General features: G+C 43.7%; 14 protein-coding genes and 1 tRNA gene. 5 read left to right on the top strand and 10 right to left on the bottom strand.

The genetic code is table 11. From position 1 onward, the window contains the following. Positions 1 to 34 precede the first annotated feature (34 nt). From HED67_RS10120 to HED67_RS10110, 3 genes are all read right to left on the bottom strand, one after another. The gene (locus HED67_RS10120) at positions 35 to 1,741 is read right to left on the bottom strand and encodes a bifunctional metallophosphatase/5'-nucleotidase (RefSeq protein WP_221718224.1); all 1,707 of its coding nucleotides are present in this window, start codon (positions 1,739 to 1,741) and stop codon (positions 35 to 37) included. Between the two features lie 11 nt (positions 1,742 to 1,752). After that, complete coding sequence (locus tag HED67_RS10115; protein WP_221718223.1) at positions 1,753 to 2,286, bottom strand: cysteine hydrolase family protein; 534 nt, start codon at positions 2,284 to 2,286, stop codon at positions 1,753 to 1,755. A 61-nt stretch (positions 2,287 to 2,347) separates the two neighbouring features. Further along, the gene (locus HED67_RS10110; RefSeq protein WP_178438678.1) at positions 2,348 to 2,962 is read right to left on the bottom strand and encodes a lysozyme family protein; all 615 of its coding nucleotides are present in this window, start codon (positions 2,960 to 2,962) and stop codon (positions 2,348 to 2,350) included. Positions 2,963 to 3,229: 267 nt separating this feature from the next. Here HED67_RS10110 and HED67_RS10105 point away from each other — a divergent pair, with 267 nt between their 5' ends. The 5 genes from HED67_RS10105 to queF are packed head-to-tail and all read left to right on the top strand — an operon-like array spanning position 3,230 to position 6,172. Beyond that, positions 3,230 to 3,649 (top strand): 6-pyruvoyl trahydropterin synthase family protein, encoded by a 420-nt coding sequence (locus tag HED67_RS10105; RefSeq protein WP_221718222.1) that lies wholly within the window; start codon positions 3,230 to 3,232, stop codon positions 3,647 to 3,649. A gap of 3 nt (positions 3,650 to 3,652) precedes the next feature. Then, the gene (gene queE / locus HED67_RS10100) at positions 3,653 to 4,324 is read left to right on the top strand and encodes a putative 7-carboxy-7-deazaguanine synthase QueE (protein ID WP_215633106.1); all 672 of its coding nucleotides are present in this window, start codon (positions 3,653 to 3,655) and stop codon (positions 4,322 to 4,324) included. A gap of 13 nt (positions 4,325 to 4,337) precedes the next feature. Continuing rightward, positions 4,338 to 4,919 (top strand): GTP cyclohydrolase I FolE, encoded by a 582-nt coding sequence (folE, locus tag HED67_RS10095; RefSeq protein WP_221718221.1) that lies wholly within the window; start codon positions 4,338 to 4,340, stop codon positions 4,917 to 4,919. A gap of 22 nt (positions 4,920 to 4,941) precedes the next feature. After that, positions 4,942 to 5,619 carry a 7-cyano-7-deazaguanine synthase QueC gene (gene queC, locus HED67_RS10090; RefSeq protein WP_221718220.1) on the top strand — a complete coding sequence of 226 codons (678 nt, stop codon included), beginning with the start codon at positions 4,942 to 4,944 and terminating at the stop codon, positions 5,617 to 5,619. A gap of 55 nt (positions 5,620 to 5,674) precedes the next feature. Next, a complete protein-coding gene (queF, locus tag HED67_RS10085) occupies positions 5,675 to 6,172 on the top strand; it encodes a preQ(1) synthase (protein WP_178438690.1) in 498 nt (165 codons plus the stop codon). 91 nt (positions 6,173 to 6,263) lie between these two features. Here the strand turns inward: queF and HED67_RS10080 are convergent, their stop codons facing one another. From HED67_RS10080 to HED67_RS10050, 7 genes are all read right to left on the bottom strand, one after another. After that, complete coding sequence (locus HED67_RS10080; protein WP_221718219.1) at positions 6,264 to 7,289, bottom strand: SGNH/GDSL hydrolase family protein; 1,026 nt, start codon at positions 7,287 to 7,289, stop codon at positions 6,264 to 6,266. After that, positions 7,276 to 8,868 carry an MBOAT family O-acyltransferase gene (locus HED67_RS10075; RefSeq protein WP_221718218.1) on the bottom strand — a complete coding sequence of 531 codons (1,593 nt, stop codon included), beginning with the start codon at positions 8,866 to 8,868 and terminating at the stop codon, positions 7,276 to 7,278. The genes HED67_RS10080 and HED67_RS10075 overlap by 14 nt, the downstream gene beginning before the upstream one ends. A 6-nt stretch (positions 8,869 to 8,874) precedes the next feature. Beyond that, positions 8,875 to 9,108 (bottom strand): acyl carrier protein, encoded by a 234-nt coding sequence (locus tag HED67_RS10070; protein WP_178438655.1) that lies wholly within the window; start codon positions 9,106 to 9,108, stop codon positions 8,875 to 8,877. A gap of 64 nt (positions 9,109 to 9,172) precedes the next feature. Beyond that, positions 9,173 to 10,690 carry an amino acid adenylation domain-containing protein gene (locus HED67_RS10065; protein ID WP_221718217.1) on the bottom strand — a complete coding sequence of 506 codons (1,518 nt, stop codon included), beginning with the start codon at positions 10,688 to 10,690 and terminating at the stop codon, positions 9,173 to 9,175. A 177-nt stretch (positions 10,691 to 10,867) separates the two neighbouring features. Beyond that, positions 10,868 to 10,938: transfer RNA gene (locus HED67_RS10060), tRNA-Gly, on the bottom strand. A gap of 134 nt (positions 10,939 to 11,072) precedes the next feature. Then, positions 11,073 to 12,218, bottom strand: coding sequence for an amidohydrolase (locus tag HED67_RS10055; RefSeq protein WP_215633102.1), 1,146 nt, complete (start codon positions 12,216 to 12,218; stop codon positions 11,073 to 11,075). Positions 12,219 to 12,312: 94 nt separating this feature from the next. Beyond that, positions 12,313 to 13,512: a phosphopentomutase gene (locus tag HED67_RS10050; protein ID WP_221718216.1), complete on the bottom strand. Its 1,200-nt coding sequence runs from the start codon at positions 13,510 to 13,512 to the stop codon at positions 12,313 to 12,315. Positions 13,513 to 13,626 lie beyond the last annotated feature (114 nt).

The raw sequence follows: 13,626 nt of genomic DNA, 5'->3' as shown, positions 1-13,626 counted from the left end.
CCTTTTGAGGACAGTATATGCAGATTGTGGAATTTTATTCAACAATGGTAATACGTGCTGTGCCGCTTTCGGAATCGGATTCTCCTGCTGTGTCAGATTCACTTCCATCTGCACTTTCTGAAGCATCTGTCTGGATATTGAGTTTCTGCTGTTTCTGGATATATTCAGAAACAATGGAGGCAATTGTTTTGCCGCTGCTGATCTTGCCGGTAGATTCAGAAGTATAACCAAGCTGTGAAGCCAGAGTATCCGGCATTGCGACAACATAAGTTCTGGCATCATCCAACGTATGGCCTTCGACCATAATATCAGAAAGCCGGCTTCCGATACTGGTGCTACTGTTGAAAGTATAGGTAACGCCGGATACCTGAAGAAAATTATCAGCCTGAGGATAATTTTCAAAGCTGGTTTCCAATACTGTACGGAGTTCACCGCCTGTCATTTTGCAGGTAACAAGATATAAATGTGTGTCAAAAAGGGCATCAATCTGTCCGCGGGTGACAGGACCGGTAACGAGTGTGCCGGCAATGTCTTTGTCAGGAATAATGGCAAGGGAGGCCTGATCTCCCGATGCTGCATTCAGCATGGCATCAGCAACAAAATTCCCGGTTCCGGTTTCTGTGTTGTGCCCTGTAAAGCTTTCTGTTCCGTCAGCCGGGGAATCAGCCGTGCTTTCGGAAGTATTATCTGAGGCATCTTCTGAAAGTTTATCAGAGAAAGTTCCTTCCGCTGAAGTATCGGAAGATTCTGTTATTGTAATACTGCCAAGTTGAAGAGATTCTCCTTCTGAAACGGATTTGGCAGCAGAGGATACAGCTTCAGCGGCTGCTTTATCATCGGATACCTGGGCAAAATCGGTACTTTTATAGAAAGTATTGGTGATGGAAGAACCGGATCTGGTGATATCAAGACTGGCAATGCCGATTACACTGCCACGCTCACCAGCACTGACAACTATGGCTCCGCTTTCCCTGGTATCTGTATTCGCCTCAGATGAACCACTTTCGATAACGAGACTGACACCGCTGATATCAGCAAGTGCAGAAGCAACAGATTCATCTCCTGTATAGGCAAGGACGATGACCGCATCTGTTCTGCCGGACATTTGTCCGATCAATGTCCGGACAGTTTCAACAGGGTCAGCAATTGTCAGACTTTCTGTCGCTGCCTGAGAGGGATCAAGTCCAGTTGTTACGCCGATAATGCCGATACGTACACTGTTGATTGTTAATATCTTGTAATTCTCAAGGAGTGTACTTCCATCGGATTTCATAATATTCGCTGCAAGGAAAGGAAAGGAAGCCTTTGAGCGCAGGGATGAAAGGACATCTGAACCATAAATAAAATCCAGCGGTCCCGGTACAAGCGCATCATAACCTGCAGTACTCATAATAGAAACCATGGACTGCCCTTCATCAACCTCTGCATGGATACTGCCGCCAAGACAATTTCCTGCATCAAGAAGAAGAACATGACTGCCGTCAGATGCAGCTTCTTTGGCCAGGGAGGCAACTCTGGCATAGCCGGCATATTCTTCGGTTCCGACTATCTGGCCTTCCATATTGCCTGTATAAATAATTTTCAGGGAGGCATTGCGGTCCGGCCGCAGAATGCCATGGGCAATCAATGCAATGACAATGATTGCGATCAGTATAAGGATTAACCGAAAATGGTTTCTGGATAAACCTTTTTCAGATTGCAAAACGGCAGTTTTTCTGCTGTTTCTGTCGTTTTTCATCATACAGCTCTCCTTTATACACCGGTAATTGTAATCTGGCACATCTGCATTGCTTCAAGGGCATTTTGATGGCTTTGTGGGGTAACACCGGCACAGCAGGAGGCATCAACAATAATTTCTGTATCAGGCAGCGCAGTTTTAAGGAGGATAGCGTTGGAGATAACGCAGATATCTGTACACAGTCCGACAATTTCAATCTGGTCAATAGGTGCCATGCGGGCGATACCGCTGACACATCCGGCAAGGCTGGTAGAGCCGAATGTCGGTTTATCAAAAATCAGACAGTGGTTCTTAAGTGCGTAATCGTTCAGATCAGACTGAAGTTCCCAGCCATCGGTCCCTCTGATACAATGCTTGACAGGAAGATTCTGTCCTTCCTGTGTTTCGAGATAATTTTCTTCATGGGTATCACGTGTAAACATAACGGGTCCTTTGAAGGAAGTCACCTTCTCAATCACCTTTGGAACGATTGCCTGTGCTTCTGCTGTACCCAGGGCACCATCTATAAAATCTTTCTGCATATCAACAACAACAAGATACTTACTCATATATTGATCCTTCTTTCTTTAATTAATTTGGAGTACACAAAATAAGGAACATCCCCTACATTTAATGGTAGTAACGCAAAACATGTTCCGGATAAGATGTGTCACCGTAGATATCCCATCCCAGAGATTCTTTCATCATGTCTGAAAAATCCTGCGCATTCTGCTTTGTATAGCCGCCGTCACGTTCAATGGCCCAGTTGATATAATTGTGACCGTAGTTATACCCCTGCAGGGCAAGCTTCAGACGGCTGAGATCGCCGGGGCCTCTGCATCCGGCAAGCTCAAGACAATCTGCAAAATAATGAATGCCTGTCTTGATAGAATATTCAGGGTCTTCGATACTGCCCGGAGACTGGGCATATTCTGTATTGTAATAACATTCCGAACACTGCATGACATCTGTACCTTCACCGCTGCTCTCCTGCTGCATGATCGCTTCGATCACGGAAACATAATCACTGATATGATATTCGTTGGCATATTTTTCTATCAGGGGTTCATAAGCAAGGACTTTTTCATTTACTGACGCTGAACCGGAAGTACCGAAATTCTGAAACCACATGTGGCCTCCAAACCCTCTGGTCCAGACGTGTCCGCCAATGAGTGCCAGCAACGTACAGCCGACAATAATAATAATATCTCTTCGGCTTCTTGCCAATTTCTTTTGTCTGTTCATATTTTAACTCCTGTATTTTTTCCATTCTATCACATCATTCGCAGTTTGTCATCCGTAAAAAAATATGAAACTACTTGACACTGTTAAAAGGCAATGTTATAACTGATGTTGGGCAAAAGCTCATTGAGTTAAAAGACAGTTCGATTGCACCATCCTGTCTATAAATAAAACCAGGGCTATGAAACCGGATATTTCAGGGACATAGCATTGCTGTGTCTCTTTTTCTTTACACGGATAATAATATAAAAAATCAGGAAGGAAATGACGATGTATTATTTAAAGACTGAACAAAGTTTTGATTCTGCACATTTTCTGGCGGGTTATAACGGCAAATGCCGCAATATCCATGGTCATGAATGGCGTGTTGTTATAGAAATCTGTCGTCCGGATCTTGATGCAGAAGGACAGACAAGGGATATGATGTTTGATTTCGGTCAGTTGAAAAAGGATGTTAAACGTGAAGTGGATGCCATGGATCATGCACTGATTATCGAAAAAGGGAGTCTGATGCCGGCAACTCTGGCAGCACTTCAGGAAGAAAAATTCAGAATTATCGAACTTCCGTATCGCCCTACAGCGGAGAGACTGGCACATTATTTTTATGAAAAGCTGGCATCCTGCGGTTATCAGGTGCATCGCGCCACTGTTTATGAAACACCGAACAATTGTGCATCATACGAGGAATAAGCTATGGACAGAACATATGAAGTTGCAGAGTATTTTGTCAGTATTAACGGTGAAGGGCCTCTGGCCGGCCAGTTGGCTGTATTTGTCCGTTTAAAGGGCTGTAATCTTGCCTGTGAATATTGTGATACAAAATGGGCCAATGAGCCGGATGCAGCCTTTACGGCCATGACGGCGGAAGAAATCCATCAGGCAATTAAAGAAACAGGTGTACACAATGTAACGCTGACAGGCGGCGAACCCTTGGCAAGACCGCATATTGCAGGACTTTTAGAAGAACTGGCTGCGGACCCGGAATTACATGTGGAAATAGAAACAAACGGCAGTGTCAGTCTTGCACCTTTCTGCCGTATTCCGAATGCACCGTCTTTTACCATGGATTATAAATTATCCTGCAGCGGCATGGAATCATTCATGGATACAGATAACTTTTCATTACTGACACAGAAGGATACTGTCAAATTTGTCACGGGTTCTCTGGCTGATTGTGAGCGTGCCCTTGAAGTGATGAAGCAGTTTCAGCTGATCGGGCGCTGCCACCTTTATTTCAGTCCTGTTTTCGGCAGTATTGATCCGGCGGATATTGTAGAATTTATGAAAGAGAATCATTTAAATGGCGTCAATCTCCAGATCCAGATGCACAAAGTCATCTGGGATCCCGACAGGCGCGGCGTATAGGAGGTTTTGAAAAATGGCGATTGATACAGAAGCAATCAAGAAACATATACGTGGTATTCTTGTTGCACTTGGGGATGATCCGGACCGTGAAGGGTTGAAGGATACACCGGACCGTGTGGCAAAAATGTACGAGGAAGTATTTGAAGGTATGAATTATACCAATCATGAGATTGCACAGATGTTTGATAAGACCTTTGAACAGGATCTGGAGTTGTCAGGCAAAAGTGATGACATGGTTTATGTCAAAGATATCGAGATTTTCAGTTATTGTGAGCATCATATGGCGTTGATGTATGATATGAAGGTATCTGTGGCTTATATTCCGAATGGCAAAGTCATCGGGCTCAGCAAAATTGCCCGGATTGCAGATATGGCTGCAAAACGTCTTCAGCTGCAGGAGCGGATCGGTTCTGATATTGCGGAGATTATGGAAGAAGTTACCGGATCAGACTCTATTGCGGTGAAGATTGAAGGCTGTCACAGCTGTATGACTGCACGCGGCATTAAGAAAACAACAGCAACAACAATCACGACAACCTTTACAGGTCGTTTTAAGGCAGATGCATCTTTGCAGATGCGTGTTATGATGCAGTAGTTACAAAAGGAGGCAGATATTAATGAAAGCACTTGTATTAGCCAGCGGCGGTGTTGACAGTACAACATGTCTTGGGCTTGCAGTTGATCAATACGGCAGTGAGAATGTTATTGCTCTGGCGATTACCTATGGTCAGCGTCATACAAAAGAAATCGAAGCCGCAAAAGCGGTGGCGGCTCATTATCATGTGGAGATGCTGCACCTGGATCTGACACCGATTTTCCAGTACAGCGACTGTTCACTTCTCAGTCATTCTGATCAGGAGATTCCTGAGGAATCCTATGCAGAACAGCTTCATCACAGCGACGGCAAGCCGGTTTCAACCTATGTACCTTTCCGTAACGGTCTGTTTCTCTCTTCTGCTGCCAGCATTGCACTTTCAAAAGGCTGCGATGTGATCTACTATGGTGCTCACAGTGACGATGCGGCAGGTAATGCATATCCGGACTGCAGTGAAGTTTTTAAGAATGCTATGAATCAGGCCATTTATGAAGGCAGCGGACGACAGCTGAGGGTTGAAGCTCCTTTTGTGAATCTGACAAAGGCAGATGTAGTTAAAAAGGGACTGGAGCTGAATGTGCCTTATGAGTTGACATGGAGCTGCTATGAAGGCGGCGAGAAACCATGCGGTAAATGCGGTACCTGTATTGACCGTGCAAAAGCATTTGCAGCCAATAGTGTTGCAGATCCGGCACTGTAGTACACAGGGTTATTGTATCTGTGAAAAAATTTTTTGATGAAAAGGAGAATGAATGATGTCAGGACGCACAAAAGAAGAAACCGACGGTATCACACATTTGGGCAGTAAGGGAACTAAATATGATTTCAACTATTGCCCTGAGGTGCTTGAAACATTTGTCAATAAGCATCCGGATCATGATTACTTTGTAAAATTTAATTGTCCGGAATTTACAAGTCTTTGCCCAATGACAGGACAGCCGGATTTCGGCAATGTTATTATTTCATATGTCCCTTCTGAGAGAATGGTGGAGAGCAAGTCTTTGAAACTGTATCTATTCAGCTTCAGAAATCATGGTGATTTCCATGAAGACTGCATGAATATTATTATGGAAGATCTGATCAAACTGATGGATCCGAAGTATATTGAAGTATGGGGCAAATTCCTGCCAAGAGGCGGTATTTCCATTGATCCGTACTGTAACTACGGAAAGCCGGGAACAAAATGGGAAGAGATCGCAGCAATGCGCCTGGCCAACCATGATCTGTATCCTGAGCGTGTTGATAATCGTTAAAATCAGGTAATGACAGATTAAAATATAAAAAGATGACGCACAGAAATCCTCCATAATTCCTGTGCGTCATCTTTTTATATAAAGTCGGGTTTTATTTGTCCAGAGTCATATGAGACTCCAGTTCACTGTAGCTTCCATAGAACAGAGCGGATGTATCCTCTCCTGCTGCCTCTTTGTTCAGAACATCAGTGAACATTTTTGTAAATGTGCCGGCACCTTTATTGCCGAGATGGAATTTATCCGAGAAGGCTGAGCTGTCCGGGAGCTTCTCTTCTTTGTCCCTGATCAGATTAAAATCATAGTACTGAAGCCCATTTTCATTTGCAACATTCTCATACCATTCTTTGAATGTATCCAGATTGTCATAACGGCAGACGGTTACTTTGGATAATGGTGTTGTAACAAGAATAAGCTGAACATTTTTCTCCTTGCATAAAGCAATGATCTTATTCAGATATTCAACATTGGGCTCATAGACGGTTTCTTCAAAAGATCTTGTATGATAAATCTTTTTGAGATCCTGATTCAGTTCATCATCATCTCTTTTGTAAGCGGCATATCCCTTTTCAAGTTTTGTGTTTTTGTTCGTCCATGTGCCGTGGATGATCTTCTTGATGCAGTTCACACCGTTATCAATGTAGTTGTAATACATACGGCCATATTCTTTTGGGCGGATAGCTGAAAAGAAATATTTGATTCTTGGCATAAAACCGCCGAGTTTACCAAGCATATATATATCGCCTTCAGGTCCCTCTTCATCTCTGTTTCGTGTCATGGAATCATAGGAAAGTTCCAATACCACTGTTTTGGCCGGGTTGCGGTTCAATTCGAGATTTAAAAGTTCATAGCGGCCCTGCATGGTCTGACGTGAACAGGACAAATTGTAGCTGTTGACGCCAAGTTCCTGATCGAGAATATCCGGTCTGAAACCACGCATGGCATGGGAAGCACCACAGACAAAAAAGTCAAGGGTACCGCTCAGTTCGGCTCGCTCTCTTGAATCCTGGTAGTAATAGTTCTCACCGATAAAAAAGGCGGACATAATGGCTGCACTTAAAATTGTCAGTACGATCAGGAAAATGATACATGTCCGGATGGCTGATTTAAAATTGTTCATACATAAATCCTCCTCCATTTCCTGATGCCGGATAACCAAAGTATACGATCACAATGAATAAAACGGCAAAAATAAGTACTCTTACGGCATAATTGGTATGGTCTTCCAGCCATTGTCTGATCGGCTGGCGTCGCTGGATCAAACTGGTCACGAAAATCAAAATAGTGCCGATCATAACAGCCAGAAGCGGCATTTTCTTATCAACAAACGGCAGCAATGCATGGAAAGATCTCGGAATGGTATGGTTTGTAAAGATCTGTTTCCATAATCCGAAACCATCGGAAAGGGTTCCGACTTCCGGAAGTACTTTGATAAATGTGACAAGAATAAAGGTTCGGATCGTCTGAAAGGCGCGCCATCCCCAGGAAGCTTCATTAATGCCCAGCTTCTGTTTCCAGGAAGCATAGACTGTTTCCATCCAGAGAGAAACAATGATAAAAATACCGTTGACACCACCCCAGGCAATATAAGCCCAGCTGGCACCATGCCATAAACCTGTTGTCAGCCATACAACAACAAGGGCAACGGAGGCCGGGACAGTCTGACCGAAGGTTTTGCCTAGTTTTTGTTTGGCCCATCGGCCAAGCTTCTGGTTCCATTTGACCATCGCCATGGGATAATAGATATAGGTTTTGAACCAGGCACCGAGACTGCTGTGCCATCTTCTCCAGTATTCTGCAATAGATTTTGAGAAATACGGACGCTCAAAGTTCTCTGTAAGACGGATATCCAGTACTTCACAGAAACCGCACATCATATCCATATAACCGGAGAAATCGGCATAAATCTGAACACTATACATAAATGCGCCGATGAGTGTTGTAATGCCTGAGTAAGATGCATAATTGGCAAATACATCCTGTACATAGGCGGATAATACATTGGCAACAACCATTTTCTTAAAGAAGCCCCAGAACATTCTCTGGGCACCCCATGAAAAATGATGATAGGTAAAGGTATGTTCTTTGAAAAGCTCTGTTGTCAGATCTTTGTAATTACTGATCGGTCCCTGTGTCATCTGAGGAAAAAATGAAACAAACAGGAGAACCCTGCCAAAATTCTTTTCTGCCGGATATTTATTCCAGTAAACGTCCACAAGGTAGCCCATTGTCTGGAAGGTGTAAAAGGAAATACCAAGAGGTATGATCAGTTTTAATGTGTCGTTAATAGGTGACGCACCGAAAGAAGAAATAACGGTATTGACCTGTGCAATCAGGAAATGCAGATACTTGAATGTGCAGAGAATACCGAAATTCAGCAAAAGAGCAGCCACAAGGATTGCACGGCGTTTTGCCTGAATATGCGCCTTATAGGCTGCCCGTTCTTCTTTACTGGTTGTCTTTTTGTTGGCTTTGATCCATTCTTTCTGGCGGTCTGTTAAAGACTGTATCATGCGCGTGGCTGCATAGGTTGACAATGCGGTAATGAGCACGTAGATCATATTTTTGATGCCGGACATGGCATAAAAATACAAACTTGCTGCAAGCAGTATCCACCACTGCATTGCCTTTGGCACCAGATAATAGACGATCACCAATACAATACAGAATAAAAGGAAACCGAGTGTCAGAAGATCCATATAAAATTAGTCCTCATCTTCCTGGATCTTCTGGATCATTTTCCACATTGCCTCAGCACTATTAAAGTTTTCAGGTACCAGATATTCCGGTCCGATTTCAATATCAAATTCTTCGGAAATATTGGAAACAAGTGTAATGATGCTGAAGGAGTCATAGACTTTGCCGTCGATGAGATTTTTCTCTTTGGAATAGTCTACGTCAGGGTTGATATCATTCAGTATTTCAAGTAATTCTTCCATTGTAACTTACCTCTTTCTTTTGTTAAGCCTTTCATTGTATGTGCAGGCTTTTCCTGGTTAAATTTTATAACATAGTTTTCAGTTTGTTCCTGTCGATTTTGCCGTTGGCATTAAACGGCATTGCGTCAAGAACAGTGATTCTTGTCGGCAGCATATAGTCAGAAATTTTGCCTCTCATGGCATGCTGTACTGCCTTTCCATCCCAGTCACATCCCGGGATCAGTTCACAGAATAAGTGGATCAGTTTGCGCTTCTCATTGTAAAGACAGCAGCATCGTTGAATCTCCGGAAGTGTATCCGCCACAGACTCAATTTCTCCCAGTTCAATACGACGGCCCATATGCTTAATCTGGAAATCCTTTCTTGAGACGAAAACAAGGTTCCCTTCAGCATCATATCTGGCTAGATCCCCGGTCATAAGTGCTCTGACTTTTGTTCCGTCCGGAAGGGTCAATACTGTAAATGTCTTTGCTGTCTTCTCAGGATCATGAAAATATTCCAGAGCAAGTGAATCGCCGATGACACAGATTTCACCGATGCCGGCATCCTCACCCTCGGAAGGGATAGATTCCTTTGGATTGATGAAAACACCGTCACGCAGCAAAAGCACCTTGCAATTTGGCAGTGGCTTGCCGATCGGCAGAATATCCGGCTGGTGATCAGCATCCGGAATTTCATAATAACAGCAGATACCGGCCAATTCAGAAGAACCGTACAGGTTCACGTATTGGATATCCGGCAATGTTGTCAGCCATTTATGCAGCTGTTTGGTCGGGAATACCTCTCCAACAAAGAAAACTTTCTTCAATGTTTCCGGAAGTACTTTCTTGAATGTATTCATCTGGGTTACAATAGCAAGGGCTGTCGGTACCCAGCATACATAAGAAACCTTGCGTTCATTCATGTACTCGATCAGAGTAACAGGGAAAATAAACATCTCCGACGGCAGTACTTCCAATGTAGCACCGGTATACATCATGAGATAGAGATCCTTGGCAGAGGCATCAAAGAAAAATGGTGTCTGATTGCCGATGATCTCATCGGAGCCAAGGTGAAAATAACTGGAATAGGCCATAATAAAACTGATCACAGCCCCATGGCTTTTGAGAACACCTTTTGGTTTGCCGGTGGAACCGGATGTGTAAACCATATAAGCCGGTGAGTCCACATCGATAGATTCACATACAGGGCATTCTTCAGACGAACGATCATCCAGTGTGTAAATGGTGCCTGAATAGTGAATCTCTTCCAAAACCGGTTTGTTCTCTTCACCGCATAAGATTACAGATGGTTCAGCATCTGTAAGAATGGATGAAATCTTGGCTGACGGCATATCCGGATCGATAGGTATGTAATAGTTACCGCTGTATAGAACAGCCAAAAATAAAACAGCCGTATCTGCACCGCGGTTAACAAATACACCAACAGGTTTTCCTGTCTGACCTGCCTGAAGAATCCGTTCTGCAAGACACTTTGCCTGATGGGAAAGGTCAGAAAAGCTGTAGGAAATCTCCTTATAGGCAATAGCTGTTTTCTGAGGAAAACGTTGTACCGTTTCTTCAAAAAAATTAAGAATATTCATTTTGGTGAGTCCCCTAACAAATATAATTGTAAAAAATTGGTATTTATATCAGCAGCTTTGCACTATTCTGCAAAGAGCCTCAATAATCATAACATTATCTAATGTAAAATGCAATGATGATTCGTTTAATAAAAATGGCTGCAAGAAAAAGCGGTCTCCGTAAGGAAACCGCTTATGAGCAGATAAGGGGAGTCGAACCCCCCTCTCCAGCTTGGGAAGCTAGCATTCTACCGATGAACCATATCTGCATGACGATATTTTATCGCATATATCAATTTTTTTCAAGAAGTTTAAAGGAAATATTTTAATAAATCAGGAAAAAGGAAATCCTTTTCCTGATTTATTTTAGTAAAAGTATTATTGATGATGCTTTATCAAATGTTTATTTGATCAGCTGACCATTGATGAGAACGTGGACGGTCTCTGTCAGTGATTCGAAAGCGGAACCATTCATAATCACTATGTCGGCATCTTTGCCCGGTTCAAGGGAACCGACACGGTCTTCAATGCCAAGATGTTTGGCAGGGTTGATAGTGATGGCCTTTAAAGCATCGAAAGGTTTCATGCCTGCTTTGACGGCAAGACCTGCAACCATTGGCAGGTATTCCTGAGGTATGACCGGAGAATCTGTGATAATAGAGACCTGACAGCCGGCATTGGCAAGGATGCCCGGTGTTGTAAAACTTTTATTGCGCAGTTCGAATTTGGTAGCATGAGTCAGAGAAGGTCCAACAGCCAGCGGATAGTTCTCGGACGCCAGCTTATCCGCAATTAAATGACCCTCTGTACAGTGTTCCAGAGTCAGTCCCACACCAAATTCTTTGGCAATACGGATGGCTGTCAGAATATCATCTGCTCTGTGGGCGTGAGCTTTTAACGGCATCTCCCCTTTAATAACAGGAATCAGGGCTTCGAGTTTAAAGTCATAGGCCGGCGTCTTGCTGATGTCACCCTCTGCCGCTTCTTTTCTTGCCAGATAATCCCTGGTTTTGTATAATGCTTCTCTCAGTTTGGAAGCAATCGTCATACGTGTATAAACACTTTTGTTTTTATAACAGTTTTTCGGATTCTCGCCGAAAGCACATTTCATGGCAACCCCGTCTTTGACAATCATGTCATCGACACAATGTCCGACTGTTTTGATCGCTGCAAATGTACCGCCGAGAACATTGCCGCTTCCGGGACCGGTGCCGACACAGGTAATACCGGCCATCGCTGCCTTTTCAAATGTCGGATCCAGAGGATTGATACTGTCTATTCCCCGCATCTGAGGTGTCACCGCATCATTCAGTTCGTTGATATCCATTCCTTCATAGCCGATGCCATATTCCTCCAGACCAAGGTGGCAGTGAGCTTCAACAAATCCCGGATAAACTTCCATTCCTCCGGCATCTATGATATGGGCATCTACAGGTACAGAAAAATCAGAACCAATGGATATAATCTTATCTTCTTCAATCAGGATATTGCCAATGTAAGGTGTTTCATGGACAGCATCATGGACGCGTCCGTTTTTTATACAGATCATCGTTTGTTGTTTCCTTTCAATTATTCATTAGGGAATGATTCCCGGATTTTTATATAGCAAAATATTTTGGTTTGCCGATCAATTGATATACAGATTACTGCAGCAGATTCAATATGGATTGGCCGATGGTGCCCTTTGGCATGGCAACACCGAAATTATCTGTAATCGTTGCACCGAGAACGGCAAATGTATGAAAAGCCTCGCGGTCTTTGAGGACACCGGAATTCTTCATGGATGGTGAGTAGGCAACCATAGGAACCGTTTCCCGGGTATGGTCGGTGCCTGTGTAAGTCGGATCGTTGCCGTGGTCTGCAGTGAGGATCAGCAGATCATCTTCACGCAGAACTTTGAGCAGTTCACCGAGTTTTACATCAAATCGTTCGATTTCTTCTCCGTATCCGATGGGGTTTCTGCGATGACCCCAGAGGGCATCAAAATCCACAAGATTTGTAAAGCAGAGGCCTTTGAACTCTCTTTTTGCAATATCAATGGTCTGTTCCATTCCATGGACGGAACTCTTGGATTTGTTGGATTCTGTCAGCCCTTCACTGTCGAAAATGTCATAGATCTTGCCCACGGAAATACAGCTGTAACCGGCATCTTTTAAAGCATTTAATGCGGTCGGGCCCGTCGGTTTAAGTGCATAATCATGGCGGTTGCTTGTGCGGACAAACTCACCGCGTTTTTTGCCGACATAAGGTCTTGCGATGACACGGCCGACGCGCCATTCGTCTTTCATGGTCAATTCTCTTGCAATTTCACAGCAGCGATACAATTCCTGAAGACCAAATGTCTCTTCATTGCCGCAAATCTGAAGAACGGAGTCTGCGGAAGTATAGACGATCATATGCCCTGTGGCAATCTCCTCTTCTCCCAGCTCATCCAAAATTTCTGTGCCGCTGGCGCTCTTGTTGCCGATAACTTTATGGCCGGTCCTTGCTTCAAGTTCTTTGATCAGTTCCGGCGGGAAACCATGTTCTGTAAATGTGATAAATGGTTTTTTTGTTTCGATCCCCATCATCTCCCAATGACCGGTCATGGTATCCTTGCCGTTGCTCTTTTCGTATAATCTTGCCAGGCAGGCAAGAGGATGTTCTGAAGGTTCAACCTGCTTTAACGGATGCAGATTTGCCAGTCCGAGTTTCTTAAGATTCGGTATATTCAGATGGGGTACGGTATCACTGATATGTCCCAGGGTATCAGTCCCGGTGTCTCCGAAACTTTCAGCATCAGGCATGGCGCCGATGCCAAGAGAATCCAGTACGATCAGAAAAACTCTTTGATATTTTCCCATATAATTCATCCTTCCTTTGATAAGATCTATTCAAAAAACACAGTGGATTTTTGAATGTATCCCTTCCGTTTATATGATACCACAGAGGCTATTATCTGGCAAACATCCTTTTGA

The sequence above is a fragment of the Pseudocoprococcus catus genome (assembly GCF_019734885.1).
Lineage (GTDB): Bacteria > Bacillota > Clostridia > Lachnospirales > Lachnospiraceae > Coprococcus_A > Coprococcus_A catus.
Note: the sequence above shows the minus strand (reverse complement) of the source record. Positions and strands in the feature narration are given on the sequence as shown.

What these genes read in the sequence shown, in the direction of transcription:
- HED67_RS10120 (WP_221718224.1), bottom strand. Translation starts at nt 1,741, where the DNA reads ATGATGAAAAACGACAGAAACAGCAGAAAAACTGCCGTTTTGCAATCT.
- HED67_RS10115 (WP_221718223.1), bottom strand. Translation starts at nt 2,286, where the DNA reads ATGAGTAAGTATCTTGTTGTTGTTGATATGCAGAAAGATTTTATAGAT.
- HED67_RS10110 (WP_178438678.1), bottom strand. Translation starts at nt 2,962, where the DNA reads ATGAACAGACAAAAGAAATTGGCAAGAAGCCGAAGAGATATTATTATT.
- HED67_RS10105 (WP_221718222.1), top strand. Translation starts at nt 3,230, where the DNA reads ATGTATTATTTAAAGACTGAACAAAGTTTTGATTCTGCACATTTTCTG.
- queE (WP_215633106.1), top strand. Translation starts at nt 3,653, where the DNA reads ATGGACAGAACATATGAAGTTGCAGAGTATTTTGTCAGTATTAACGGT.
- folE (WP_221718221.1), top strand. Translation starts at nt 4,338, where the DNA reads ATGGCGATTGATACAGAAGCAATCAAGAAACATATACGTGGTATTCTT.
- queC (WP_221718220.1), top strand. Translation starts at nt 4,942, where the DNA reads ATGAAAGCACTTGTATTAGCCAGCGGCGGTGTTGACAGTACAACATGT.
- queF (WP_178438690.1), top strand. Translation starts at nt 5,675, where the DNA reads ATGTCAGGACGCACAAAAGAAGAAACCGACGGTATCACACATTTGGGC.
- HED67_RS10080 (WP_221718219.1), bottom strand. Translation starts at nt 7,289, where the DNA reads ATGAACAATTTTAAATCAGCCATCCGGACATGTATCATTTTCCTGATC.
- HED67_RS10075 (WP_221718218.1), bottom strand. Translation starts at nt 8,868, where the DNA reads ATGGATCTTCTGACACTCGGTTTCCTTTTATTCTGTATTGTATTGGTG.
- HED67_RS10070 (WP_178438655.1), bottom strand. Translation starts at nt 9,108, where the DNA reads ATGGAAGAATTACTTGAAATACTGAATGATATCAACCCTGACGTAGAC.
- HED67_RS10065 (WP_221718217.1), bottom strand. Translation starts at nt 10,690, where the DNA reads ATGAATATTCTTAATTTTTTTGAAGAAACGGTACAACGTTTTCCTCAG.
- HED67_RS10055 (WP_215633102.1), bottom strand. Translation starts at nt 12,218, where the DNA reads ATGATCTGTATAAAAAACGGACGCGTCCATGATGCTGTCCATGAAACA.
- HED67_RS10050 (WP_221718216.1), bottom strand. Translation starts at nt 13,512, where the DNA reads ATGGGAAAATATCAAAGAGTTTTTCTGATCGTACTGGATTCTCTTGGC.